The sequence below is a fragment of the Hoylesella marshii DSM 16973 = JCM 13450 genome (assembly GCF_000146675.1).
GTDB classification, from domain to species: Bacteria; Bacteroidota; Bacteroidia; order Bacteroidales; family Bacteroidaceae; genus Prevotella; species Prevotella marshii.
In genome coordinates this window covers 2246519-2271405 of sequence record NZ_GL397214.1, presented here as the reverse complement: position 1 = coordinate 2271405, position 24887 = coordinate 2246519, and the positions used below count along the sequence as shown (strand labels likewise).

21 protein-coding genes and 2 tRNA genes are annotated in these 24887 nt (G+C 47.9%); 8 read left to right on the top strand and 15 right to left on the bottom strand.

What is annotated here, in order from left to right; translation table 11 throughout:
* Positions 1-180: 180 nt before the first annotated feature.
* Positions 181-714, bottom strand: coding sequence for an RNase H family protein (locus HMPREF0658_RS09335; RefSeq protein ID WP_006950416.1), 534 nt, complete (start codon positions 712-714; stop codon positions 181-183).
* Between the two features lie 61 nt (positions 715-775).
* The gene (gene argS / locus HMPREF0658_RS09330; RefSeq protein WP_006950415.1) at positions 776-2590 is read right to left on the bottom strand and encodes an arginine--tRNA ligase; all 1815 of its coding nucleotides are present in this window, start codon (positions 2588-2590) and stop codon (positions 776-778) included.
* 697 nt (positions 2591-3287) lie between these two features.
* On the opposite strand from argS, the gene HMPREF0658_RS09325 reads away from it, so the two are divergent.
* Positions 3288-4721 (top strand): ATP-dependent DNA helicase, encoded by a 1434-nt coding sequence (locus HMPREF0658_RS09325; protein ID WP_024991020.1) that lies wholly within the window; start codon positions 3288-3290, stop codon positions 4719-4721.
* A 37-nt stretch (positions 4722-4758) separates the two neighbouring features.
* On the opposite strand, the gene HMPREF0658_RS09320 is transcribed toward HMPREF0658_RS09325, so the two are convergent.
* The 4 genes from HMPREF0658_RS09320 to HMPREF0658_RS09305 all read right to left on the bottom strand — a co-directional run bounded on the left by HMPREF0658_RS09320 (position 4759) and on the right by HMPREF0658_RS09305 (position 9020).
* Entirely contained in the window at positions 4759-5244 is a 486-nt protein-coding gene (locus HMPREF0658_RS09320) for a GNAT family protein (protein WP_006950413.1), read from the bottom strand.
* Between the two features lie 49 nt (positions 5245-5293).
* Positions 5294-5743 (bottom strand): MarR family winged helix-turn-helix transcriptional regulator, encoded by a 450-nt coding sequence (locus tag HMPREF0658_RS09315; protein ID WP_024991019.1) that lies wholly within the window; start codon positions 5741-5743, stop codon positions 5294-5296.
* Positions 5744-5849: 106 nt separating this feature from the next.
* Positions 5850-6806 carry a tRNA modification radical SAM protein MnmL/YtqA gene (mnmL, locus tag HMPREF0658_RS09310; RefSeq protein ID WP_006950411.1) on the bottom strand — a complete coding sequence of 319 codons (957 nt, stop codon included), beginning with the start codon at positions 6804-6806 and terminating at the stop codon, positions 5850-5852.
* Between the two features lie 3 nt (positions 6807-6809).
* Positions 6810-9020 carry a S9 family peptidase gene (locus tag HMPREF0658_RS09305; RefSeq protein WP_024991018.1) on the bottom strand — a complete coding sequence of 737 codons (2211 nt, stop codon included), beginning with the start codon at positions 9018-9020 and terminating at the stop codon, positions 6810-6812.
* A gap of 393 nt (positions 9021-9413) precedes the next feature.
* On the opposite strand from HMPREF0658_RS09305, the gene recR reads away from it, so the two are divergent.
* The 6 genes from recR to HMPREF0658_RS09275 all read left to right on the top strand — a co-directional run bounded on the left by recR (position 9414) and on the right by HMPREF0658_RS09275 (position 12433).
* Positions 9414-10025, top strand: coding sequence for a recombination mediator RecR (gene recR, locus HMPREF0658_RS09300; RefSeq protein WP_024991017.1), 612 nt, complete (start codon positions 9414-9416; stop codon positions 10023-10025).
* A 20-nt stretch (positions 10026-10045) separates the two neighbouring features.
* On the top strand, positions 10046-10468 hold the full coding sequence (locus tag HMPREF0658_RS09295; protein ID WP_006950408.1) for a hypothetical protein: 423 nt from the start codon (positions 10046-10048) through the stop codon (positions 10466-10468).
* Positions 10465-11664 (top strand): glycosyltransferase family 2 protein, encoded by a 1200-nt coding sequence (locus HMPREF0658_RS09290; protein ID WP_006950407.1) that lies wholly within the window; start codon positions 10465-10467, stop codon positions 11662-11664. Before HMPREF0658_RS09295 ends, HMPREF0658_RS09290 begins: the two co-directional genes overlap by 4 nt.
* Positions 11661-12179, top strand: coding sequence for a GNAT family N-acetyltransferase (locus HMPREF0658_RS09285; protein ID WP_006950406.1), 519 nt, complete (start codon positions 11661-11663; stop codon positions 12177-12179). Before HMPREF0658_RS09290 ends, HMPREF0658_RS09285 begins: the two co-directional genes overlap by 4 nt.
* Positions 12180-12255: 76 nt before the next feature.
* Positions 12256-12329 (top strand) — tRNA-Asp (locus HMPREF0658_RS09280).
* A 30-nt stretch (positions 12330-12359) separates the two neighbouring features.
* A tRNA-Asp gene (locus HMPREF0658_RS09275) sits at positions 12360-12433 on the top strand.
* A gap of 299 nt (positions 12434-12732) precedes the next feature.
* On the opposite strand, the gene lpdA is transcribed toward HMPREF0658_RS09275, so the two are convergent.
* From lpdA to HMPREF0658_RS09245, 6 genes are all read right to left on the bottom strand, one after another.
* A complete protein-coding gene (gene lpdA / locus HMPREF0658_RS09270; protein ID WP_040557873.1) occupies positions 12733-14067 on the bottom strand; it encodes a dihydrolipoyl dehydrogenase in 1335 nt (444 codons plus the stop codon).
* 14 nt (positions 14068-14081) lie between these two features.
* Entirely contained in the window at positions 14082-15548 is a 1467-nt protein-coding gene (gene gcvPB / locus HMPREF0658_RS09265; RefSeq protein ID WP_006950403.1) for an aminomethyl-transferring glycine dehydrogenase subunit GcvPB, read from the bottom strand.
* 3 nt (positions 15549-15551) lie between these two features.
* On the bottom strand, positions 15552-16874 hold the full coding sequence (gcvPA, locus tag HMPREF0658_RS09260) for an aminomethyl-transferring glycine dehydrogenase subunit GcvPA (RefSeq protein ID WP_006950402.1): 1323 nt from the start codon (positions 16872-16874) through the stop codon (positions 15552-15554).
* 70 nt (positions 16875-16944) lie between these two features.
* Positions 16945-17331, bottom strand: coding sequence for a glycine cleavage system protein GcvH (gene gcvH, locus HMPREF0658_RS09255; RefSeq protein WP_006950401.1), 387 nt, complete (start codon positions 17329-17331; stop codon positions 16945-16947).
* A 58-nt stretch (positions 17332-17389) separates the two neighbouring features.
* Positions 17390-18481 carry a glycine cleavage system aminomethyltransferase GcvT gene (gcvT, locus tag HMPREF0658_RS09250; RefSeq protein ID WP_006950400.1) on the bottom strand — a complete coding sequence of 364 codons (1092 nt, stop codon included), beginning with the start codon at positions 18479-18481 and terminating at the stop codon, positions 17390-17392.
* 72 nt (positions 18482-18553) lie between these two features.
* Positions 18554-19525, bottom strand: a complete 972-nt coding sequence (locus HMPREF0658_RS09245; protein WP_006950398.1) for a lipoate--protein ligase — start codon at positions 19523-19525, stop codon at positions 18554-18556.
* A 341-nt stretch (positions 19526-19866) separates the two neighbouring features.
* On the opposite strand from HMPREF0658_RS09245, the gene HMPREF0658_RS09240 reads away from it, so the two are divergent.
* Positions 19867-20142 carry a hypothetical protein gene (locus tag HMPREF0658_RS09240; protein ID WP_139047752.1) on the top strand — a complete coding sequence of 92 codons (276 nt, stop codon included), beginning with the start codon at positions 19867-19869 and terminating at the stop codon, positions 20140-20142.
* Between the two features lie 3 nt (positions 20143-20145).
* On the opposite strand, the gene HMPREF0658_RS09235 is transcribed toward HMPREF0658_RS09240, so the two are convergent.
* The 3 genes from HMPREF0658_RS09235 to HMPREF0658_RS09225 all read right to left on the bottom strand — a co-directional run bounded on the left by HMPREF0658_RS09235 (position 20146) and on the right by HMPREF0658_RS09225 (position 24493).
* Positions 20146-21654, bottom strand: coding sequence for a class I adenylate-forming enzyme family protein (locus HMPREF0658_RS09235; protein WP_006950394.1), 1509 nt, complete (start codon positions 21652-21654; stop codon positions 20146-20148).
* The gene (locus HMPREF0658_RS09230) at positions 21651-22487 is read right to left on the bottom strand and encodes an SDR family NAD(P)-dependent oxidoreductase (RefSeq protein WP_006950393.1); all 837 of its coding nucleotides are present in this window, start codon (positions 22485-22487) and stop codon (positions 21651-21653) included. The genes HMPREF0658_RS09235 and HMPREF0658_RS09230 overlap by 4 nt, the downstream gene beginning before the upstream one ends.
* Before the next feature lie 98 nt (positions 22488-22585).
* Complete coding sequence (locus tag HMPREF0658_RS09225; protein WP_006950392.1) at positions 22586-24493, bottom strand: leucine-rich repeat domain-containing protein; 1908 nt, start codon at positions 24491-24493, stop codon at positions 22586-22588.
* Between the last annotated feature and the right edge of the window lie 394 nt (positions 24494-24887).

Here is a 24887-nt window from a genome sequence, read left to right as displayed (position 1 = left end):
AACTTGGGATTTGATTTTTCACGCATGTTTTGCGCCGTCCCAACTTGGGATTCGATTTTCATACACGAGTTTCGGATAGGTTATCGGACTGTAAGCCTCTTTGGGGCGATTAGATAAGAATCTCTTATCCCGAATTCGCATATTCATGCTTCAAGACAGGTCGGTTAAGCCACCTATCTGTCACTTCTTCCTGCCGAAATCAGCGGGAACTTCGCCCCATGTGGCGGTCTCCCATTTTACGATTGGCACTTTCACCGCATGACTTTTGAGCCATTGCTCGGCACGGGCTATTACTTCGTAGAGTTTTTCCGTCTTCTCATTGCGTTTCAAAGTGGTCTTGCACTGTTTCTTATGTACCCAGAGAATGGCATTGTAGCTGTCGGAATATATCGTTTTATCTACAATATGCCGTTGTTCCATTAATGCCAACGCATGAACGATGGCAAGGAACTCACCAATGTTGTTGGTACCGTGAACAGGCCCGTAATGAAACACTTCCTCACCTGTGGCCAAATCAACAGCGCGATATTCCATTGGGCCGGGATTGCCGCTGCAAGCTGCATCTACAGCCCACGCACAAGCATTTACCTGCGGTGGTAACGGCAACACGGTGTCATTGCGGTAAGAGGGGGGATTCACGAGGCCTACATCTGCCCTTTTTCCTATGGGGGAGAATTGTGAAGTCCCTTTCGAATAACGTTTTTTTTCAATCATAACACTGCTGATTTGTAGGATGTTTCATCGGCATATAGGCCATGGGGATTTCTCTTTCCGTCTACATTCGCTCCGGCACTTCGATTCCCAAGAGTGCCATACCGTTTTTGATGACCTTAGCCACGTTCTTCGCCAGCATTAGCCTCACGATTTTCTTACCTTCATCTTCCTCATGCAAAATACTGTAATCGTGATAGAACTGATTAAATTCCTTAGTCAGTTCGTAGCAGTAATTGGCAATGCCACTCGGGCTGTAGTCCTTTCCACTTTGTACTACCACCGCACCGAACTCATCCATTTTCTGAATCAGCTCTGCTTCCTTTGCACCAAGAGGCAAATCTTCGGATAGTTGGTCGGGGATGTTCAGCCCTTCAGCCTTCCGCAAGATGCTACGTATTCGCGCATATGTATATTGTATAAAAGGACCTGTATTCCCATTGAAGTCGATGCTTTCTTCAGGATTAAACAACATGTTCTTGCGTGCATCCACCTTTAATATAAAGTATTTCAGTGCACCCATACCCACGATGCGTGCTATCTCGTGGCGTTCTTCCTCGCTGACGTTCTCAAGCTTGTTCACCTTATCGTCGCTCATACGTGCGGCAGATTCTATCATAGCCTCTATCAGTTCGTCAGCGTCTACCACTGTTCCCTCACGGCTTTTCATCTTACCATTGGGCAGTTCCACCATTCCATACGAAAAATGCACCAACTCCTTCCCCCATTTGAATCCCAAACGGTCAAGCAAGATAGACAATACTTGGAAATGGTAGTTCTGCTCATTGCCCACCACATAAATCATTTTGTCTATCGGAAAGTCTCTGAAACGCATATCGGCGGTACCTATATCCTGTGTCATATATACGCTGGTACCATCAGAGCGAAGCAGGAGCTTCTGATCAAGTCCCTCATTTGAGAGATCTGCCCATACGCTACCGTCTCCTTTCCGTTCAAAGATGCCTCTCTTCAAACCCTCTTCCACCTTTGCCTTTCCCTCAAGGTAGGTATCCGATTCGTAGTATATCTTATCGAAAGAGACGCCCAGCGCACGATAAGTCTCATCGAAACCGGCATATACCCAATCGTTCATCATCTTCCAAAGACGTCGCACTTCGGGGTCGCCCTGTTCCCATTTCACCAGCATTTCGCGGGCTTCCATCATCAGCGGGGCTTCTTCTTTGGCACGTTTTTCTGCTGTTTCTTCATCTATACCCTCGTTCATCAGTTGGGCTTTCAGCATCTTTATCTCTTCACGATAGTGTTTATCAAAGGCCACATAATAGTCGCCGATAAGATGGTCACCCTTCTTTCCGCTTGTTTCAGGCGTTTCTCCGTGCCCCCATTTCTGCCATGCGAGCATGGATTTACAGATGTGTATGCCTCTGTCGTTCACTATATTGGTCTTTACCACCTTGTTGCCATTGGCTTGCATGATTTGCGATAACGACCAACCGAGCAGATTGTTGCGTACATGACCTAAGTGCAGCGGCTTGTTGGTATTGGGCGAAGAGTATTCAATCATTACCAACGGCGAATTGCTTGTTACGGCTTTCTCGCCGAAATGCTCATCGGCATTAATATCGTTCAGCAACGAGAGCCAAGCCGATGGGGCTACAACAAGATTTAAGAAACCTTTTACCACGTTGAAAGAAGCCACAGCCGTGCAGTTGGCTTTCAGGCATTCGCCTATTTCCTGTCCCACTTCTTCAGGTTTCTTGCGCGCTGTTTTCACAAACGGAAACGTGACAAGCGTGAGATGTCCCTCAAATTCCCGCTTAGTCTTCTGCAATTGTATGGGGACGTTTGCTGCGGCCTCACCGTATAGTTGCTGCACGGCCGCAGCGACCGCATGGCTGATGAGCTGTTCTATTTTCATATTGATTGTCTGATGAACGTTGTTGAGAGCGCAAAAGTACAAAAAAACAGTGAGAAAGCCGCGTGTTTATGTGGGAAATAACTCGCCAATCTATCATGTATCTTCATGGGAAAGGATGAAGACGGAATCGTCAAAACTTCCCGATGGGTGACTTTTCGATGGGTAGAAATCATCACTTTTACCCCGCTTTTGTGATGATTCCTTAGTATTTGATACTCAAAAGTTCGAGGTCGTAACTTCTTAAGGTCGTAAAGTGACGATTGATAAGTCGGCATTCGTACCCCGTACAGATGGCGTTTGTACATGGATGGGTCGGCAACCTTTCTTGCGGTAAACGGCATCTATTGTCGGTCTCTGTCGCACCTACAGCGCTCCATTTAGGGGATTGCGTTATACCCAGCGCTGCGCACTGGGCTGAGATATAATGCTCCTTCAGAGCTTACTTCGGTAAATGTCATCCACTCGGTACTGCACGTTGGGTTGACCTATTGCGCGTCTTCAGCGCTTACATGATGGCTTATGCTATTATAATAATATGGTGTTGCTACACTCCGCAATCATACACCTTCAACTGCTTAACCTTGCATCTGCCTATATCTCTATGGGCTATATTTGTCTATACAAGATAGTTTTTCTAATTTTGCAACGACAAACGTACAACCACTCATTCATCATTGCAACAGACGACACTCGAAATATGATGGCCGACGAACTGATATTCCGTATCCGGCAGGAGCTGGGTTTTGCACCTACCGAGGGGCAGGATGCGGCCATCTACACCTTTGCGCAGTTCTTCACCGACCGCACAGACCGGCCGATGATGCTGCTACGCGGATCGGCAGGCACGGGAAAGACCTCGCTCGCAGCTGCCATCGTGCGTGCACTCGTTACCCTAAAACAGAAAACGGTATTGCTGGCACCCACCGGAAGAGCGGCGAAGGTGTTTGCCCTGAACAGCGGACATGCGGCCTTCACCATCCATCGCAAGATATATCGACAACGCACTTTCGGGAGCGAGATGGCCGACTTTCGCCTCAACGATAACCTGCATACCGACACACTCTTTATGGTAGACGAGGCTTCAATGGTGGCCAACGACGGGGCGGGCGGGCGTGTGTTTGGCAGCGGAAGACTGTTAGACGACCTCGTAGCCTTCGTTTATGCCGGCCGAAATTGTCGTTTGCTGCTCATCGGAGACCGGGCACAGTTGCCACCCGTGGGCGAAGAACGGTCGCCGGCACTGGATACCAACTTCATGCAAGGCTACGGTGCTACGGTCTACGATTACGACTTGGACGAGGTTCTTCGGCAGGCCGCAGAATCGGGAATCTTGTTCAATGCCACGTCTATCCGCCGGCTCCTCACCCGCGATGCCCACACGCAGCTGCCTTTTATCCGCTTACAGGGCTTTGCCGATATCTGTCGCGTGCCGGGCGATGAGCTGATAGAGACGCTTGCTTCCAGCTTCGCCGAAGTGGGTATCGACGAAACCATGGTTATTACACGGAGCAACAAGCGCGCCAATATCTATAACCAAGGTATCAGAAACAGTGTTTTAGGGTGTGAAGAAGAACTGACGACGGGCGATGTTGTCATGGTTGTGAAGAACAATTATTACTGGACGGAACGTGAGAAGTCGCCCATCCCATTCATTGCCAACGGCGACCGCGCCATCGTGCAACAAGTGCGGCATGAGCGCGAGGTCTATGGTTTTCGCTTTGCCGACGTGTGGTTGCGCTTCCCCGATTACGACAACTATGAACTTTCGACTACCGTTGTACTCGACAGCCTGCGCACCGAAGCCCCTGCACTGACCCCCGCGCAGAACGAGGCGTTATATCTCCGTGTCATGGAAGACTACAGCGATTTATCCCGCAAAGCCGATCGCATGCAGCACCTCCGACAGGACGAGCACTACAATGCCATACAGGTGAAGTACGGCTATGCCGTGACCTGCCATAAAGCACAGGGCGGGCAATGGGCGCACATCTACCTCGACCAAGGGTATATGACGGAGGAGATGCTCACACCGGATTATATTCATTGGTTATATACTGCCTTTACGCGTGCTACGGAAAGGCTTTTTCTCGTTAATTGGCCTACAAATCAATGTGATGTAGACGAAGATTAATGGGGGTTCGTCGGGCATTTGACAGGCTTTCGGTTGCTTACCGTTCCATGATGAAAGCCAGTCTTTCTGCCCCATCGTTCAGGTGAATGATGCCGCAATAAGTAAATCCATAGGCGGTAAGCAGGTGACGCATGGGGGCATTGTCGCGATGGGTGTCGACGCGGATAACGGGTGAAAGGCGGAAGCAATAGTCCATCACGGTGCGGAAAACGCCACGATATTCGGGCAGGCTGGCCATACGATGCACTGTGGCATAGGGTTTCTCGTTCGGCCAAGCACCCTCGTAGATGGTGTGGTAAGTAGGCTCCGGCCCCAACACACAAGCAAAGGTAACCATCGGGCGCCCATCTTCTTCGCCGATGTAGCTACATCCCGCTTCTATGTCTGCCATTATCTGTGCCTGCGAAGGGTAGTCATCAGCCCATTGCGTGGCGTTTCCAGCCTCGCGCATGCGGCACCTTCCGACCTCCAAAATGGTCATCACAGCCGCTAAGTCGCTCTTTGTAGTATGACGAATCAGCATGAGTAACGTTATCTTTCCTGAGTCAATCCAAAATCGGTCATGAGCGGTCTTATGAGCGATTGGGGTTCAACTTTGCTATCATCTCATCGAGAACGGGAATCAATCCCTGCCAAGTGGCATCTGAAAGTCGATGGCTGCGCAGCGTGTCTACCATACAATTAGGCACATCTTTGGCACGTTCCTGCATCTCGATGCCTGCCGGTGTGAGCGAGACAATGCGTTGCCGCTCGTCGCGTCGACCTCTCGTGCGTGTCAGAAGTCCCATCTTCTCCATGCGTTGTATCAATGGAGTGACCGTGTTGGTCTCTAAGAACAGCTTCTTAGCGATGTCGTTCACCGGTTGGGCGTCGTTTTCCCATAATACCATCAGCACCAAGTACTGCGAATAGGTGATGCCCAACTTGCTAAGATACGGGCGGTATGCCTGAATAATCAGGCGTGAGACAGCGTACATCCTAAAACATATCTGATTTTTTAATCTCAACTGTGAATATGCCATCACCGTTCTGTTGTTTCATTTTGTTAGTTTCTATTTTGCCTATATATATCCTATGGGATATGTCTGCAAAGGTATGAAAAACATTCGTAATACGGACATAAAAGGCCTATAAAGCGGCATCGTCTCTCCATCGTTTCCCCTGCCATGCTTCTGCTTTTTGCAGATGGCGGACGAGAAGGTGGGTAAACTCATGGTTCTTCAGTCCCCAGTTCGGAGCAACGAGCATGTGAGCAGGAGACTGACTGACGAAACGTTCTAATACCATTGTCGGGCGCAGATACTGTATGTATTCGGTTATCAATCGGATGTATTCGTCTGCGGAATACACGGGGAAGGGTTGTTTGGCATATTCCCGTGCCAACCTTGTTCCTTTAATAATCTGCATCTGATGCACCTTCAATACATCAAGACGGGTGGACGAAAGTAGGGTGGCCTGCCGTATGTGCTCATCGAAATCCTCTTCAGGGAGGCCGAGAATCACGTGCGCACCGGTTGTGATACCTCGCTCTGCCGTACGCTCAATGGCATGCAAGCTGCAAGCAACGTTGTGTCCTCGGTTGATACGCACAAGGGTATTGTCGTTTAAACTCTCGATACCATACTCCACAATCATGAATGTCTGCCGATGGAGTGTTTCCAGATAGTCAAGCAAGTCGTCCGACATGCAGTCGGGGCGCGTACCAATCACAATACCCACCACATCTTCCACGCCTAACGCTTCCTCATACATGCGCTTCAATGTCTCGACAGACGCATACGTATTGGTGTATGCTTGGAAATAAGCCAGATATTTCATGTCGGGATATTTGCGGGCAAAGAATGCCTTGCCGGCGGTTAATTGCTCGCGGATGGTCACGCCGCGGTGGCAATAATCGGGATTGAACGTGCGGTTGTCGCAATAAGAACAGCCTCCCACGCCGATGCTTCCGTCGCGATTGGGGCAGGTAAATCCGGCATCTATCGAAATCTTCTGCACCTTAAACGGGAAGCGACGGCCGAGCCAATGGCTGAAATCATTGTATAAACCATTGGCAAATGCCGTTCGCTCCGTGTCTTTTCTCATCGCTTATTTACGCATCAATTCCTCCTCGAAGAAATCGGTTATCTGACGGAACAGATGGTTGCGGGTGTTTCCTCCATAGATACTATGGTTCTTGTTGGCATAGAATATCTCGCGGAAATCCTTGTCGGCCTCCACCAATGCTTCGGCATATTCGATGGCATTCTGCGGATGCACGTTGTCGTCGGACAGACCTTGGCATATCAGCAATGCACCGCTCAGATTGTTTGCACGGGCGATGGGGTTTACGTCGTAGCCCGAGGGGTTCTCTTTCGGTGTGCGCATGTAGCGTTCTGTGTAGATGGTATCATAATATTTCCAGCTGGTGGGGGGAGCGACAGCCACGCCGGCACGGAATACTTGACGGCCTTCGCTCATACTCATCAGCGTATTGAAGCCACCGAAGCTCCAGCCCCAAATGCCTATCCGGTCTTTGTTTACATAGCTCTGCTTGCCCAACCACAGCGCGGTCTCCACTTGGTCTTTGGACTCTAAGTCGCCCAAACGCAGATAAGTACACTTCTCGAACTCCGCCCCGCGTGCGCCGGTACCGCGTCCGTCTACGCATACAAAGATGAAGCCTTGCTGCGCGAGGTACTCCTCGTAAATACCACCCTGCCCCATCGCACCGATAGACCACGAGTCGAGCACTTGCTGACTGCCCGGGCCGCTGTATTGGAACATCACGACGGGATATTTCTTGCTCGGATTGAAGTCGGCCGGCTTTACCATCCATCCATTCAACTGCACGCCTTCGGAGGTGGTGAAGCTAAACGTTTCTTTCTTTGAGAGACCGTAACCGGCCAACTGCCGACGCAGGTTGGCATTGTCGATGAGCGTCGCAAGTGTCTTGCCGTCGGCGTTGCAAAGGGTGTAGACATAAGGCGTATTGCGGTCGCTCCATATATTGAGGAAGTATTTGTAATGGGCTGCGAAGATGGCATTGTTGGTTCCCTCTTTGTCGGAGAGGCGCGTTATCTTGCCGTTCTTTGTGCAAACGTACACTTGGCGGTCTTGCGGACCGAGGGCAGCGGCCTGATAATATACGTTGCCCGAAGCCTCGTCGAAACCGTAGACGCGGGTCACGTCGTAACGGTCTCTCACGATTTGCCGTTGCAGTTTACCGGTCATGTCGTAGAGATACAGGTGCATGAAGCCATCGCGGTCGCTGGGCAGGAGGATATGGCTGTCGGTTATCTTCATGTTCGCCAGCACTTCTTCTTTCACATACTTAGGCACACTTTCCCTTATCAGCAACTGACAGACCGTAGAGCGCGGATTAGCGGCATATACGTTCAGCTCGTCCTGATGACGATTCATGGTGAGCAGGATGACTTTATCTGCCTGTGCCGTGGCCTTGATGCGGGGGATATAGCCGTCGGTGGCCAGCGGCAGGTCGATGCGGCGTGTCTGATGGCTCTGGATATCGTAGCTCCAAGCCGATACCTTGGCATTGTCTTGTCCGGCTTTGGGATACTTATAGGCATACATTCCGGGATAGAACTCATAGTCGCGGTTGCTGTCTTTCCCTGCCATAAATAGCTGAAGGCCGTAGGTCTTCACGGCACTCTCGTCGTATTTTATCCAACACAGCATCGTGCCGTCGGCATTGAATGTCATGGCGGAGTTGAATCCGAACTCCTCTTCGTTCACCCAATCGGGGATGCCGTTGATGATTTCGTTGAACTTCCCGTCCTTGGTCACCTGACTTTCGGCATTCCCGTAGAGCAGCTTCACCAGATAGATATTGTTGTCTCTCACGAAAGCCACCTGATGACCGTCGCGGCTCCACACCGGCGTTTGCTGCGGCCCGTAGTCAGACAGCCGTTCGAGCTTGCGCGTGGCGATGGTATAGATATAGAATACAGCTTTGAAGGAATGGCGATAGATGCGCTCGGTGCGCGTCTGGATGAGCATCTTCGTTGCGTCGGGACTGAGGATATAGTTGTCGAAATCGTCTATTTTCTCGCCGATGGTATTGCCAACGTCGAACAATACGCCGAGCTGCTTGCCGGTCTTAAAGGAGAACGTTTGCACCTCTCGCCCGTCTTTGCTGATTTGCGCATACGATTCCCCGTCGCTCAAAGGCGTGACGGCACTCAAGGTTTCGGCAGTAAACTTGCCCGAAGTAAGGCTTTTCAAATCCAGCCTCTCTGTCGCACGAAGCGGCGAGGCCATGAACAGGGTTGCTACGCATAAGGGCAGTAAATGTTTCATATCTTGTAGTTTTTCAGTGATTTTTAATGCTGCAAAGGTAGCTATTTTTCCATAGAAACGAGAACGAGATTTGTGATACCCGATAATTTTACGTATTTTTGTCAGAGAAATGCGCGCATCCCCTCCCGAAACAAGGAAACCAAAGGGGCGCGGAGCAGCGGGCAGCCCGCCGAGAGGTAAAAACTAAAGAAAACGCCCGGCGGGAGCCCCGCTAAAGCGAAAAGGTTAAAAGATGTATCGGCGGGAGCCCCGCTAAAGACGAAATATTAAAGAAAGTATTGGCGGGAGCCACACTAAGTCGAAAATGTTAAAAAATGTATCAGCGGGAACCCCGCCGGATGCTAAGAAGTTCAAAGAAGTATAGGAGTGTCGCACTCTGGAAGTAAAATAATGATGGAACAAGCTTATCCCTCAAAACTGCTGGAAAAGGCAGTATCTGAATTTGCCAAACTGCCGGGCATCGGACGCAAGACGGCCTTGCGGCTGGTGCTCCACCTGCTGCGTCGAGACGTAGACGAGGTGGAGACTTTCTCGCAGGCTGTCGCCCGCTTGCGCACCGAGGTAAAACATTGCCGCGTCTGCCACAATATCAGCGACGAAGACGTTTGCCCCATCTGTATGGACAATCGCAGAGAGCGGAGCACACTCTGCGTCGTGGAGAACATACAAGACGTGATGGCGATAGAAAACACGCAACAGTTTAACGGACTTTACCATGTGCTCGGCGGAGTGATTTCGCCGATGGACGGAGTGGGGCCGGGTGACCTTGAGATAGATTCGCTCGTGGAGCGTGTGGCTGGCGGTGGATTCAGCGAGATTATCCTCGCGCTGAGTTCCACGATGGAAGGCGACACCACGAACTTCTATCTCTCGCGTAAGTTGTCGCCCTATGGCGTGAAGTTGAGCGTGATAGCGCGGGGCATCTCCGTAGGCGATGAACTGGAATACACCGACGAGGTGACGCTGGGGCGCTCGATCACCAATCGCACGGCACTCAATACCTAACGTTTATTAACCATAACAAGATGCAAAGAACAAGCAAAATACTGAAAGCAGAACTATATGCAGCCATAGCCGTCTGCATGGTCATCATCGTTTTATTTGAAACGAATGCGATATGGGAAGGAGCAAAGGCCGACGACGCAACGGCGCAGTTCGCCGTACTTTCAATGATGGAACTCATCGTCATCTGTTCCATCCCCGTGAGTTTGCGCCTGTTTAAAGTAAAGAGCGTGAAAAGGAAACTCACCGCCCATCCCGAAAAAGCCCTCTTGCTGCTGGGGTCGCTGCGCCTACAGATGTTGTGCATACCGATGGTGACCGGCTTCTTGTGCTACTATCTGTTTATGAACGTGGCGTTTTTCTATATGAGCATCATCCTGCTGTTGTGCCTCTTCTTTATTTATCCGAGCATGGAAAGATGCAAACAAGACACGGGCAAGGTATGAAAAAACTATCGGTCGTTATTGTAAGCTACAACGTGAAATACTATCTGGAGCAATGTCTGGACAGTCTGTTGCGGGCGTTGCAGGACATAGAAGCCGAGGTGCTGGTGGTAGACAACCACTCGCACGATGGTTCCGTGGATTATCTCAGACGCCGATTCGCCGATGTAAACTTCATCGCATGCAACCACAACAACGGCTTCGCCCATGCCAACAATATAGCCATCAAACAAGCCGAGGGCGAATATGTGTTGCTGCTGAATCCCGATACCCTTGTGGGAGAACATGTGCTGATAAATGCGCTGCAGTTTATGGATGCCCATCCTCGCGGCGGAGCATTAGGAGTGAAGATGCTCACGGACAGCGGCAGTCCGGCTCCGGAATCGCGGCGAGGACTTCCCCGTCCCATGACAGCTTTCTATAAAATGTGCGGACTGTGCGCCAAATACCCTCGAAGCAAACGCTTCGGACGCTATTACATGGGCTATCTGCCGTGGGATAAACCAGCAAAGATAGATGTTGTCAGCGGTGCCTTCTGCCTACTGAGAAAGCAGGCGATTGACGAAGCAGGCCTGCTCGACGAAGACTTCTTCATGTATGGAGAAGACATCGACCTGTCTTATCGCATCCAGAAAAAGGGGTATGACAATTGGTATCTGCCCGAGGAGATACTCCACTATAAGGGAGAAAGCACGCAGAAGTCGTCGTTTCGCTACGTACATGTGTTCTATGGTGCCATGCTCATCTTCTTGCGCAAACACTTCTCGCACCTGAGCTTCTGGATAGAGCTACCCATTAAAGCAGCCATCTGTGTGAAAGCCGTCTGCACCTTTCTGCAAATGAACATGCAGGAAATCCGCAAATACATGGGCTTTTCCCATCAACATCGCACCTCAAAACCCGAATACGTATTCATCGGACACGCGGAGATGATTGCCGCCTGTCAGCATTTGTGTAAAAATCAAGGGCTATCGGGAGAGTTCCATGTGGGAGACAAGACCTCGCTACCTCAAGGACACCTTATGTATATAGACCGGCTGGTGCAAAAAAGACTCGTGTATGCTGTATATGATGTCAAGGCATTCAGCTACGCTGCAATACTGAGTAGATTTGCCCAACAACCCCACGACAATATTAAAATAGGCATATTCCACCCAGACCGTGGTATATTGATAACAGGAGAAGACATCATACGATGAAAGAAAAAATACTACCCGACGTTCATCTGCGTGCCATAGAACCCGAAGACCTCGACTTCCTGTACACGATAGAAAACGATACCTCGATATGGAGCATCGGCAACACCAACGTGCCCTACTCCCGATATACGTTGCACGACTACGTGGCAAACGCCTCCGGAGACATCTATACCGACAAGCAGGTACGCCTCATGATAGAAGATGAGCAGCAAACCGTGGTCGGCATAGTAGACCTTGTCAACTTCGATCCACGCCATCTGCGGGCAGAAGTGAGTATCGTTATACAGCAGACACATCGAAGAAAAGGATGGGCGTCAGCTGCTTTAAAGGCGATAAGTACGTATGCTTTGAAAGTGTTGCACTTGCATCAACTCTATGCCGTTGTCGATATAGAAAACAATGGGTCTGTCACATTATTTGAGACAGTTGGTTTCAAAAACAGAATACAACTGAAAGAGTGGCTCTTCAATGGGCACAGCTATCATGATGCGATTGTGCTGCAAAAAATATTGTAAAATACTCGGTTGTTATTTTGCCGTATCAGAAAATATACGTACCTTTGCATGCGCAAATCAGCCTTACCCGCGAAAGGGTGCGTTAGTTCAGTTGGTTAGAATGCCTGCCTGTCACGCAGGAGGTCACGAGTTCGAATCTCGTACGCACCGCTTTAGATAGTAAGCACTGATTTCTGCCCGGGTGCGTTAGTTCAGTTGGTTAGAATGCCTGCCTGTCACGCAGGAGGTCACGAGTTCGAATCTCGTACGCACCGCTTTAAGTATTCTGAAAATAGCATCAGGAATTTCTAAAGAGAATCGTAAGTATCATAACTTAAAAAGTTATGATATTTTTGTTTTGTATCACTTCTTCTTTTCGGAGTATGTATAGATACACAAAAACACACCAAGATGAGACCTCTGCAAAACTATCGCTCACGGATTCGTCCATGGCAGAAATAGTTAGTACCTCTATATTGTAATCTGTCGCTATCTGCATATCAATAAGAAAAAAAAGAGAATGTGCCTATTTGTTGTGACACACTCTCTTTTACCGGTAATGGCGGCAACAGCATCAGTCTTGATTCGCTGCCGAAAGAAGGATTTCACCCAATGTGGGATGGATGTGGATGATGTTGCGTAGCTGCTCTATCGTTCCACCGCAATTGATGAGCGCGGTGGCTTCCTGCACCATGTCGGATGCGTGGGCGCCCAGTGCTTGACAACCGATGATGTGGCCTGCACCGTCGGTTATCAGTTTGACGAGGCCTTCTGTCTCATTCAATGCCAAGGCTTTGCCGTTGGAGCGATACATGCCCTTCCTGCATTTGAACTCAATACCTTCATCCTTGCACTGCTGGTCGGTGTAGCCCACCGAGGCTACTTCGGGCAGGGTGAACACGGCAGAGGGCATTACTTCATGACGGATATGGCTTTCTTTGCCTGCAAGGGTATTGACCACTTGGAGGCCTTGGAACTCTGCGGCGTGTGCCAACATGCACTTCCCGTTGATGTCGCCGATGGCGTAGATACCTTTCACGTTGGTTTGGAATCGGTCGTCGACAGTGATACCTCGCTTGTCGAATGCGATGGAGGTGTTGTCAAGTTGGAGTCCTTCGATGTTGGGCTTCCTACCTACGGCGACGAGCACGATGTCGGCCTCTATTTCTTCTGTCTTTCCTTTCCGCTCAAAAACGATACCGCTGCCGGTAATCTCGGTGACTTTGGATTGCAGATAGAAGTTGACGCCACGCTTCTCCATAGATTTGCGCAATCGCTTGGCAATATCGCTGTCGAGCGTTGGCAGGCATTCTTTCATAAACTCCACAACGGTTACCTGACTGCCGAAACTTGCAAAAGCCGAGGCAAACTCCATTCCGATAACACCACCGCCAATGATGCAGAGGTGCTTAGGTAACTGAGTGATGTCGAGCAGTTCGGTAGAACTCACCACGTGGGACGAATCAATGCCTTTGATGGGCGGCATGGCGGGCGACGAACCGGCTGCAATGATTATATTGGCGGCGGTGTATTCCTGATTGCCAGCTACGATGATCTTGTCGTCTTTGAAGTGTGCGTCTTCGTGCACGAACGTGATTCCCGGGGCAGACATCAACGCTTCGACTCCACTGCGCAACTGTTGCACGATGGCGTCTTTACGTTCTATCAGCTTGGAGAAATCGAACTTGAATTCTGCTGTAATACCTAATTCTTCGGCATGTCGCAGGCTTTCGATAGTGTCGGCATTGTGGCAGAATGTCTTCGTGGGGATACATCCTTCGTTGAGACATGTTCCGCCGGCGTGCTTACCGTCGAAAATCACGACGCTCATTCCTTGTTTGGCGGCATACTCGGCGGCATTGTAACCGCCCGGACCACACCCTATGATAATAAGGTCTGATGTATTCATCTCAGTACGGGGCATTAACTGTCGGCTTTTGCCTTCAACTGTTTGTAGGTAAGGATAGCATTTTTGGCTGCCAGCACGTCGTCAACACGGCCAATCGGCGTGTAATGTGGCGCAGACTTCAGGAGCTCCGGCTGTTCGATGGCTTCCTTGGCTATCGTTCTCATGACAGAGATGAAACCGTCGATGGTCTCTTTGCTCTCGCTTTCTGTCGGCTCTATCATCATGGCCTCATGGAAGAGAAGCGGGAAGTAAATGGTAGGCGCATGGTAGCCGTAGTCGAGCAGACGCTTGGCAACATCCATGGTCGTGATGTCGGTGCTCTTATCCTTCAGTCCGTTGAATACAAACTCGTGCATGCAGATGCCTTCTATCGGCAACTCGTAGACATCTTTCAGCGATTCTTTGATATAGTTGGCATTCAGCGTTGCGTAAGGGCCTACATACTTCATTTGGTCTTCGCCCATGGTCAGAATATAGGTGTAGGCGCGCATCACGACAGAGAAGTTGCCTAAGAATGCGCTAATTTGTCCAATCGACTGCTTGTCTTCCTGCACTTTGTAGCGTTCTCCCTCTTTGATAACTCTCGGATTGGGCAAGAATTGCTCCAGCCCTTTTCTTACTCCGACAGGACCACTTCCGGGACCGCCACCACCGTGGGGTGTGGAAAATGTCTTGTGAAGATTGATGTGCATCACATCGAATCCCATATCGCCAGGGCGACATGCACCCAATAAGGGGTTAAGGTTGGCTCCATCGTAATACATCAAAGCACCGCAGGCGTGTACCAACTTCTCAATCTCTGGAATGTTTGTTTCAAACAAACCGAGTGTGTTGGGATTGGTCATCATGATAGCTGCGACGGTATCGTCAAGCAAACCTTTCAAGTCTTCCGTATCAACAAGACCGTTGGCAGTACTCTTTACCTCAACGATGTCTAACCCGCAGACTGCGGCAGAGGCAGGATTCGTACCGTGAGCAGAATCGGGTATGATAACTTTGGTGCGTTTATGGTCACCGCGACTCTCGTGATAGGCACGAATAACCATCAGTCCGGTTAGCTCTCCCTGTGCTCCGGCGAACGGATTTAGAGTAAATTCTTCCAGTCCGGAGAGTTCACTCAACGACTTTTGCAGATTGTAATAAACCTTCAACGCGCCCTGACAAGTCTCGACAGGTTGCAGCGGATGCAGGTCTCTGAATGCAGGAAGTCCGGCCATCTCCTCGTTGATGACGGGATTGTATTTCATTGTACAACTGCCGAGGGGATAGAAACCATTGTCTACACCGAAGTTGTTTCCGCTAAGGTTCGTATAGTGTCTGATGACAGTCAGCTCATCGCATTCGGGCAATTCTGCATCTTTCCCGCGACGGATGTTTTGCGGTATTTCGTATTTACCAAACTTGTTTTCCGGCAATGTATATCCTTTACTACCGGCATGACTAAGCTCGAAAATCAGATTTCCATATAGTTTATTGTTCATAAGTTAATCCTCCATAGCTAATTGTACAAACCTATCAATCTCTTCTTGGGTACGTTTTTCCGTTACAGCCAGCATAATCGTATGCTCGTCTATCTTGATACCGCCAAGGAAGCCTTTAGCTAACCATTTCTTTTGCAAGGCATCTACATTACCATTATAGGTAAGACAGAACTCATTGAAGAAAGGTTTGTTGTATTTAAGACTGAATTTTCCACTCTTAACGAGTGCATCGCAAAGGTAATGAGCACCGGCATAAGACATTGCTGCCGCCTCCTTTAACCCTTCTTTGCCCATGAGCGACATGTAGATGGTTGCAGAAAGTGCCATCAGCGACTGATTGGAGCAAATGTTGGAGGTCGCTTTCTGTCTGCGAATGTGTTGCTCGCGAGCCTGCATCGTCAATACGAAAGCACGTTGTCCTCTACTGTCTTTCGTTTCTCCTACAATTCTGCCGGGCATCTTCCGCAACAGTTTCTCGCTGCAGCAGAGATAACCTACGTATGCACCTCCATAGTGCATAGGTAATCCTAAAGACTGTCCATCACCTACAGCAATATCTGCTCCCCATTCTCCCGGAGTCTTCAGTATTGCTAAATCGGCAACAACAGCATTCATGATAAACAGAGCTTTGTTGTTATGGCAACTGTCTGCATAGCCTTGGTAGTCTTCTATTACACCATAATAGTTTGGTTGTTGTACGACAACTCCTGAGACATTGCCTTGTGAAAGCTTGCTTTCCATGTCAGCTTTATCCGTTACGCCGTCTTTCTCTTCTATCATCTGGACTTTTACACCGTGGAACTTTGCATACGTTTCAACGACGGATATCGTTTTAGGGTCAACCGTCTTTGAGACCAATACCGTATCGGCTTTCTTGGCATTGGCGTTTGCCATCATCATGGCTTCTGCCGTAGCTGTAGCTCCATCGTACATGGACGCATTGGAAATGTCCATTCCCGTCAATTCGGCCATCATACTTTGATATTCGAAGATGTAGTGCAACGTTCCTTGTGAAATCTCTGCCTGATAGGGAGTATAGCTGGTAAGATATTCTGAACGGCTGACAAGGTAAGGTACAACAGACGGAGTATAATGATCGTAAATGCCGCCTCCGGCAAATACAGTCAGTGCTTCATTCTGTTTACCCAATTCTGTAAATAGATTTCTGATTTCTATTTCACTTTTAGACTTAGGAATGTCATAGCTTTTCTGCAATCTGATGGATTCAGGTATTTGAGCGTAAAGACCGTCTAAGGACTTCACGCCGATTTTTGCAAGCATATCCTTTGTATCCTTGTCTGTATGCGGATAAAATTTGAATTGCATGATTAATAATTTAGTTTGGGTTAGTCTTATCGTTTATGCCGGCAAATGTCGGCATAAACGATAAAGGAGTTTAGTGCTCTTTTTCGCAGAATGCTTTATAAGCTTCAACGTCCATCAAGCCGTTAAGCTCTTCCTTGTTGGAAAGCTCAACTTTAATAATCCAATTGGCAAAAGCATCTTTATTGATGAGTTCCGGTGTATCTTCAAGTGCTTCGTTTACCTCAATGACTTTACCACTTACAGGTGAAGTCAAGTCGCTGGCAGCCTTTACGCTTTCCACTGCGCCGAAATCATCTCCTGCTTCAATCTCATCGTCCACTTCGGGCAAGTCGACATAAACCACATTACCCAAAGCACCTTGTGCATAGTCTGTGATACCGATGTAAGCTACGTTACCTTCTACTTGTACAAATTCGTGTGACTCGGAATAATAGAGTCCTTCTTTAAAGTTTGCCATAATATTATGCTTTTATTTTTTAGTGTTTATATATTTATTAATAATGGGGTATATCATTCTATTTCTTATAGTGTTTATCGTAGAATTTCTTCTTAACGATGATGCCCGGGAAAGTCTTCTTGCGAATTTTCACTTCAACCTCTGTGCCTAATTTAGAGTGTTCCTTATCTACTAAGGCCATGCAAACGCTCTTATCTGTAGAAATTGTATGGTATCCGGTGGTTACTTCCCCAATGACTTTACCGTCTTTGATAATTTCATACCCGTGGCGCGGAATAGCATTGTCTTTGAGTTCTATGCCAATAACACGTTGCTTAACGCCTTCTTCTTTCTGCTTTCTGATGGCATCCATACCGATAAACTCTTCTTTTTCCAGTTTGCAGAACATACTGAGGCCAGACATAACAGGAGAGATTTCAGCTGATAATTCATCGCCATAAAGTGGTAATCCAACCTCGAAGCGTAATGTATCACGACAACCGAGACCGCAGGGTAAGCAACGTTTGCTGGCCATTAACTTGTCCCAATACTCGATTGTCAGTTTGTGACTGCAATAGATTTCGAAACCGTCTTCACCTGTATATCCTGTACGGCTAAGAATAATTTCTTCACCGGCAATATTCATCTCTTTAAAGGTATAGAATACCAAATCCTTGCAAGGTAATCCCAACACTTCTTCTACCACGGCCTCTGCTTCTGGTCCCTGAATGGCCAATTGACCATATCTGTCTGAACAGTGGTCGATAACGATGTCAAATCCCGTTGCATTTTGTTTCATCCAATCTACGTCTTTATCAATGTTTGCCGCATTGATAACGAGGAAAAATTTTGTTTCCGACATCTTATATACAAGTAAGTCGTCTACTGTTCCTCCGTCGGGGTATAGCATCATACCGTAATAGACCTTGTTTGGCTCATCGGGTGTAACATCATTTGTAAAGATGTGGTTCACATACTTTTGAGCATCCTTTCCGGTGATGAATACCTCTCCCATGTGAGATACATCAAACACGCCACAATGGTTGCGTACGGCAAGGTGTTCCTCCTTAATATTACTGTACTGAATAGGCATCTCAAAGCCGGCAAATGGCTGCATTAAAGCTCCGAGAGCTACATGTTTGTCATACAAACAGGTTCTTTTATTTTCCATGCTTCTTTTACTGTAAGATTAATATTTTGTTATTGTCTGTTTTGTGTTGCTACTGTCTGACATTATCTTCGCTCATTGGAGTAACAAGCGGATGAAATCTTCTTTCTTCAAATTCATGATAACATCATTCAAATCAGCAGGAACAACATTTTGCAATGTGTCTTCCCGCAGTTCCGCTCCCTGTAGTCTTTTCAGTAAATCGTTGTCGAGATCTCCTACAAGGAAATAATCTCCTAAGAGATTTATCTTTTTGATAATGTTGTTCTTCAATTCCAAGTGCACCTCAATGATACCAACATCCTCAATGCGTTGTCTTTTTACAAGATTATAGCTTGGATTATTGCCATAGATAAATTCATCGGAAAGATATTCTTTCTCTATTTTTTCTATTTCTCGTATGTCGTTTTCGGTTAATGTAAGCTCTTCATCGCATAGATGTTTCTTGACAAACTCCTTAAACTCTTTGATACCGATATCGGTATAGTCTTTTAATAAGGCGATATGCTGTCTGATGCTTTGCACCCCTTTGCTTGATAATTTCTCTGTATTGGGCGTTAAGCTGTTGGTCATGTTTTCCATATCAGTGTCGAAAAGCATCGTTCCATGTAGAATGCTTTTACCCGCAGCGTGGTAGAAAGCGTTGCCCGAAACCTTTTTTCCTTCAATTAAAATATCGTTCCGTCCGGATGCCTCGGCAGGAATGTTGAGTCGATGGAGTACATCTACCACCATGTTTAAGAATCTGCTGAAGCTAATACTTACTTTGTCTTCTTTTGTGATGTAAGAAGACATGACGTTGTTCATGTCAGCATAAATACATCCCCCACCGCTTTTACGTCGATAGATTTCGATTCCTTTTTCACGACAATAATCCAAATTCACCTCATTGGCTATCAACTGATTCCGTCCAAAGAGTACAGATGGCCTGACCTGCCACATGAAGAAGCAGTCTTTTTCATCGACCTTATGTGCAATGTATTCTTCCATAGCCAGATAGAAAACAAGTCTCCTTGTCTTTTCGTCCAGTAATGAGACGTATATCATGTCTGTTAGCTTAGGTTTTTTCGTATTGCCTGCAAATATAGCAATTATTTATGAAGAGCAAGAATTTTAGGTTGAAATCTTTATTATTTTCTTATCCATAAGTTCCACTAAGAAGTGTAAATAGTCTCTGCTATTAAAAGAGGACTATGAAAAACACTCGGGGAACGCCGTCGACAAGGAACTGAAAGCCCCGACGAACCAAAATAAAATTTTAATGCTCGCAGTTGGACTGCAAGACCCAAAATAAAAGTTTTAATGCTCGCAGTTGGACTGCAAGGAGCAAAATAAAAAAATTAATGCTCGCAGTTGAACTGCAAAACCCAAAATAAAAATTTTAATGCTTGCAGTTGAACTGCAAGACTCCAAATAAAAATTTTAATGCTCGCAGTTGGACTGCAAGCCCCAAAATAAAAGCTTTAATGCTTGCGGAGCTTCCGCAAATGAAAAAAAATAAAAATCAAAAAATCCGTTTTTTATTTTCTCCTTGTATCCCATTACTTAGCGAGAAGCATGAACAAATTCGAGAAGAAAACGATCCACAGAAACGTCCCATTTTTTATATACACAGTAATAAGGCTGAAATATCATACGATGAAATAAAAGACAAAGTAAAATAGCTCTTATCGTTTGGGTTTGCCTGTGGACAAGAGTTCTATTGCTTGCATTGTGATGTGATGGGGCATTTCTGCACGAGAGAGGCGACTGTCCAGCCAGCTTTTCAGCATCTCTGGCGTATCATCTAAGCCGTTTTGCAACTCCACTTGTGCATGTAAGACCTGTCCGAATGCAGGATGAGGAACAGGATAAACACGAGCTGCGATAACATGAGGATGACCCATGAGCACGTGTTCTACATGGCTGGGATACACGTTTTCTCCACCACATACGACCATACCGTCTGCCCTGCCTCGATGAAAGTAATATCCTTCGTTGTTGCGAAAAGCCAAATCACCGGTACTTTGCCATCGACTTTTGCGTCCGTTCATTGCCCAAGACGAACGCACCCAAAGCGTTCCTATGCCTTGAGTATCGGCATTACGGATTTCACAACGTACTCCACGAATCGGTCGCCCGATAGTGGTCTCTTCGTTAGCCTCCAAATCGTGTGGCGTGGCAAGTAAAAAGAAGCCGGCTTCGGAAGTACCGTAGAGATTGTATAACACTTTTCCCAATCGCTCATGCAGGGTATGAATCCATTTCTTATCAAGCCTGTCACCACCACAGATGAAGCAACGTACACTTCGTAAATCATCATCGGCATGAGGGCTTTGCCACATACGATACAGCATGGCGGGCACAATGGGCACTACTTCTATTGCTTCTTGGCGGATAAGGCGTAGGGCTTCGTCTGCTTGGAAGCGCCGCATAAGGTATATTTGTTTACCCATAAGGAGCGATACAATGAACGTCGCAAGTCCGAAGCCATGATAAAACGGGAGGGCAAGTAGCACATTCTTGTAGCGATGAATGCCTATTTGTTGCAGAAGGGCGAAGAATGGCGAGAGAAACTGTGTGATAGCAGGACGACGTCCGGCCTCTGTATAATGGCCACTTGTGCCACCGGTAAGTACGGATATTTCAGGTCCTTTGAGAATATGAGGCAGCTTGCGAGCAAGAGATGGGGTGGGATGTGACAGCCTTTCGTACAGAGATTCGGATGAAAGAGAGCGACATGGCAGATTTTCTAAGAGTTGTTCAATACCTAAGTCGCTGTCGTAGATAAGCAGATGAGTTCGTCCGCGTTGTAACGCCTCTTCTATTTTATCTGCATTCATATCTGTATTCAGTAGCTTTACGTGTACACCCAAGCGCGATAATGCCGGCAGCAGCAGAACGGATAGTGCATGATTCCGACAGAGCAGGGCTACTCGCATATTGGGTTGTAAGGCCTCTTCTGTTTGAAGCAGGAATGCCAATTGTTGTGCTTGGCTGTAGAGTTCACTGTAGGTGAAATGTCTTTTATCGGATGTGATGGCTTCTTTCTCGCTATAGAAGTGTGCTGCAAAGCGGAGCATTGCCATCAATGTGATACCCTCTTTAATGAAACTTCGCGTCCATTGCCATAACCCTTGCGGTGTAATGATATGCAGACGGACGAGGATAGGAAATAGAGGTAACGACTTGTTCATAACAAACGGGAATAGAGCATACGTAAAAGGGGAGACAGCAGATGGGCTATTGGAGCAGACAGACGTGCCCACCACGGTTTGTAAGTGAAGCGACGTTGCATTGATAGGCGAAGCAGGATGCGTGCGGCTTGTTCAGGACTATAGGCCGGTATCTTGCTATAGGTCTCGGTCACGTCGGACATCTCGGTATGAACCAGTGGCAGATAAGCAATCTGTACTTGTATGCCTCGCGGACGGAGTTCTACGACTGCCGTTTCATACCAAGTGTTGGCTGCGCACTTCGATGCATGATAAGCCGACCATGCGGGAGCGGAAGGATAAAGCGTGCTGACGGACGACACATAAATGATACGTCCGCCGGAACGTTGTAATGCAGGCAGCAAGGCGATCGACAAGGCTACCGAAGCCCGATAATTCAAGTCCATTGTGCGGTCGAAATCGTGTAGTCTGTCCACGGAGGCCTCTATGCGTCGTCGAATGGATTTCCCTGCATTGCAGAAAAGGAAGTCCACAACCGACAGTTTCTCTTTCATCGTCTTGCAACACACTTCCAAGTCATTGCGTTCTCTCAGGTCGATGGCGTAATAATCGGCTTCGCATCCTCTTTGGCGGGCTTCATGGCAGAGCGTTTGTAAGGCTTCCTCGTTGCGGGCAATCAGAAAGAGACGTGCACCGATGTCGATAAGTTGTTGTGTCAAAGCTCGGCCTATGCCTCGCGATGCCCCTGTGATAACTACTTGCCGACCATGGTAGTGTCTGGCCAATTGCTGACGGTCAATGCCGACGGGCGGATAGACCGGCAATGCCCAAAAGGGAGTATGCGTATGTGTCATTACACGAAAGAGAGGAATAGGCCTATATATATAATATGGTGTAGCAGATGTTGGAAAGAAGATAGGAGGCATCCGATCAAGATGCCTCCTATAGGATGTTACTTCGTGAGTATCTTCTGTGTGCTTCCGTCAGAGTATTTCACAATCGTGATACCTTGTTGCGGAGCAGAGAGTTTGCGTCCTTCAATGTCGTAATAGCCCGTCACTGTGCGGCTTTCCGTAGCTGTTGTGGGCTGGTCAATGCTCGTAGACTGTGCGCCTTGCAGTTTGATAACGATACGTTCGTTCATATCTCCAGCGGCATTCTTCACGATGCCCGGTGGGATGACGATAAAGTAAACGTGGTCGTTCTCAAACTTGTATGCCTGCGTATAGCTGTCGTAGTCGGATGCCCATACGTTGATGCTGGTTTTGTCGGCGCTCTGCGTCACCATCCACGATTGGTCGGGTGTAAAGATGTTGGCAAAAAGCAGGTTGTCTTTTCTCAGCGTTACATTCGGGTTTGCCTTTACGATGCTGACCGCTTCGTTGAACTCTATCTTGAATGCAAGCGACTTATACCCGCTCACCGTTGTGCCGCTGGCAGGGTCGGTAGCTTTCGGTACGAGTACGCCCGATGCCATTTCCTGAATCTTGAAATAAGCTCCCCATCCTTGGTCTTTGTAGGATTGCGTACAGCCTTTGGGGACATTCAGCACAGCATTGGTCTTGATTTTGAAGAACGGACTGTCGTACTCTTCGCCATAGGAGTCAATGGAGGGAGCTTTCGACCCGAGACAGGTAAGCGTGGTAAACTTCTCGTTGTAGCCGAACGCATGGTTATAGACCATGGCAACAGATGAAGGTAGGGTGGCCGATACCAGCTCCTTGCATTGTGCGAAAGCGCCGTCGGTCATGTAGACCACATTCTGAGGTATGATCACATTCGTGAGCTTCGTATCGGCGAAGGCTTGGTCGCCGATATAGGTTAGGTTCTCCGGCAAATCAATCTGTGTGATGGCTGTTTTCTCGAAAGCATATTCTCCAATAGCCAAGAGGCTCTTGGGCAGTTTAACGCTTTGCAGCTCGCTTCCCCAAGCCACACCGCCGTTAATGCCGATACACCCTTCTTTCACGTTGAGTGTGGTCATGCCTTTCATCGGCATGACGTAGAGCACCTTGTTGCCTGTATCGTACACCACGCCGTCTACCAGATGGAAATGCGTGTTGCCGGCCTCTACGTTGAGCGTCTGCACTGCTGTCATGCTGATGATGGAGAAACCTATCTCTTTTGTCTCTTTCGGAATGGTGAACGAAGTTAGCGGGAAGCACTTCATGAAAGCCTCATTACCGATATACGTAACCGACGAGGGGAGCGCCGCTTCCCGCAGTTTGCGACAGTCGCCGAAAGCTGCTGCGCCGATATAAGTGAGGTGAGATGGAAATTGTATCGTCTCCACGCCATCGCATCGGTTGAAGGCTGTCTTGCCGATGTATTCGAGCGAATTGGGGAAAACAATCCTCGTAAGCTTAGGATTGTGGTAGAAGGCCGCTTGCCCTATCTTCTTCAGTCCCTCGTGGAAAGTGATTTCTTCCAGCAACGGGCAGGAGAAGAACGCATTGTCGTCGATAACCTCCACACTACCCGGCACGTCGATGCTTGTCATCTTACATGAGGCAAACGAGCGGTTGCCGATATACTTTAGACCATCGGGGAAGTTCACGCTCTTCAGATAAGAATAATAAAACGCCTGCTCTTTAATAGAGTCGATAGAGGCGGGCAGTACGGCCGTTTCCACATGCGTCCACAAAAACGCCTTCTCGCCGATGGACTTCACGTCGTAGGTCGTCCCCTCGTGCGTCACCGTGGCGGGAATAGTGACCGAAGCAGCTGTACCGGCATACTTCGTCAGTTCCACCCTTTGATTGTCCTTCACCAGATAGGTCATGTCCCCCACCTGAAACGTAGTCTGTGCCTTTGCCGCGATACATGCCAAGGCAACGAAAGAAAGTAACAGTCTTTTCATGATAGTACGGTTTAAAAGTGTTGATAATATAAGTGTATGTGTATGGGGCAAAAATAAAGAAAAATCATGAAACGAACAAGAGAACGGGTTGATAATTTGCCATCACTCGCTTTTGCGCAGATAAATAAACCGCTGCTACGCAGGCCGCTTTGCAATGGGCTTATTTGAATCCTTATGCCGTGGCATGTTCTAACATTTCTTTTCTGATTATTTGGCAGTTCCAAAAGTTTGTTATACCTTTGCCGCCATGATGCAAATAAGCAACTATCATACGACGATGAGCAAGACGCAGAAAAAAGTGTGTTTTTCTGCATCTTTTAACGCTTTATATTTGCATACACCGGAAAAAAGTGTAACACACACACACACACACATTCGCACCGCCAGTCGGATA

Excerpts from the sequence above, each read along its gene's own strand:
- HMPREF0658_RS09235 (WP_006950394.1), bottom strand. The coding sequence starts at position 21,654 with ATGAACAAGTCGTTACCTCTATTTCCTATCCTCGTCCGTCTGCATATC.
- HMPREF0658_RS09230 (WP_006950393.1), bottom strand. The coding sequence starts at position 22,487 with ATGACACATACGCATACTCCCTTTTGGGCATTGCCGGTCTATCCGCCC.
- HMPREF0658_RS09285 (WP_006950406.1), top strand. The coding sequence starts at position 11,661 with ATGAAAGAAAAAATACTACCCGACGTTCATCTGCGTGCCATAGAACCC.
- argS (WP_006950415.1), bottom strand. The coding sequence starts at position 2,590 with ATGAAAATAGAACAGCTCATCAGCCATGCGGTCGCTGCGGCCGTGCAG.
- HMPREF0658_RS09315 (WP_024991019.1), bottom strand. The coding sequence starts at position 5,743 with ATGGCATATTCACAGTTGAGATTAAAAAATCAGATATGTTTTAGGATG.
- gcvPB (WP_006950403.1), bottom strand. The coding sequence starts at position 15,548 with ATGAACAATAAACTATATGGAAATCTGATTTTCGAGCTTAGTCATGCC.
- recR (WP_024991017.1), top strand. The coding sequence starts at position 9,414 with ATGGAACAAGCTTATCCCTCAAAACTGCTGGAAAAGGCAGTATCTGAA.
- HMPREF0658_RS09305 (WP_024991018.1), bottom strand. The coding sequence starts at position 9,020 with ATGAAACATTTACTGCCCTTATGCGTAGCAACCCTGTTCATGGCCTCG.
- gcvH (WP_006950401.1), bottom strand. The coding sequence starts at position 17,331 with ATGGCAAACTTTAAAGAAGGACTCTATTATTCCGAGTCACACGAATTT.
- HMPREF0658_RS09295 (WP_006950408.1), top strand. The coding sequence starts at position 10,046 with ATGCAAAGAACAAGCAAAATACTGAAAGCAGAACTATATGCAGCCATA.
- gcvT (WP_006950400.1), bottom strand. The coding sequence starts at position 18,481 with ATGGAAAATAAAAGAACCTGTTTGTATGACAAACATGTAGCTCTCGGA.
- lpdA (WP_040557873.1), bottom strand. The coding sequence starts at position 14,067 with ATGAATACATCAGACCTTATTATCATAGGGTGTGGTCCGGGCGGTTAC.
- HMPREF0658_RS09225 (WP_006950392.1), bottom strand. The coding sequence starts at position 24,493 with ATGAAAAGACTGTTACTTTCTTTCGTTGCCTTGGCATGTATCGCGGCA.
- HMPREF0658_RS09335 (WP_006950416.1), bottom strand. The coding sequence starts at position 714 with ATGATTGAAAAAAAACGTTATTCGAAAGGGACTTCACAATTCTCCCCC.
- gcvPA (WP_006950402.1), bottom strand. The coding sequence starts at position 16,874 with ATGCAATTCAAATTTTATCCGCATACAGACAAGGATACAAAGGATATG.
- HMPREF0658_RS09245 (WP_006950398.1), bottom strand. The coding sequence starts at position 19,525 with ATGATATACGTCTCATTACTGGACGAAAAGACAAGGAGACTTGTTTTC.
- HMPREF0658_RS09325 (WP_024991020.1), top strand. The coding sequence starts at position 3,288 with ATGATGGCCGACGAACTGATATTCCGTATCCGGCAGGAGCTGGGTTTT.
- HMPREF0658_RS09320 (WP_006950413.1), bottom strand. The coding sequence starts at position 5,244 with ATGCTGATTCGTCATACTACAAAGAGCGACTTAGCGGCTGTGATGACC.
- mnmL (WP_006950411.1), bottom strand. The coding sequence starts at position 6,806 with ATGAGAAAAGACACGGAGCGAACGGCATTTGCCAATGGTTTATACAAT.
- HMPREF0658_RS09290 (WP_006950407.1), top strand. The coding sequence starts at position 10,465 with ATGAAAAAACTATCGGTCGTTATTGTAAGCTACAACGTGAAATACTAT.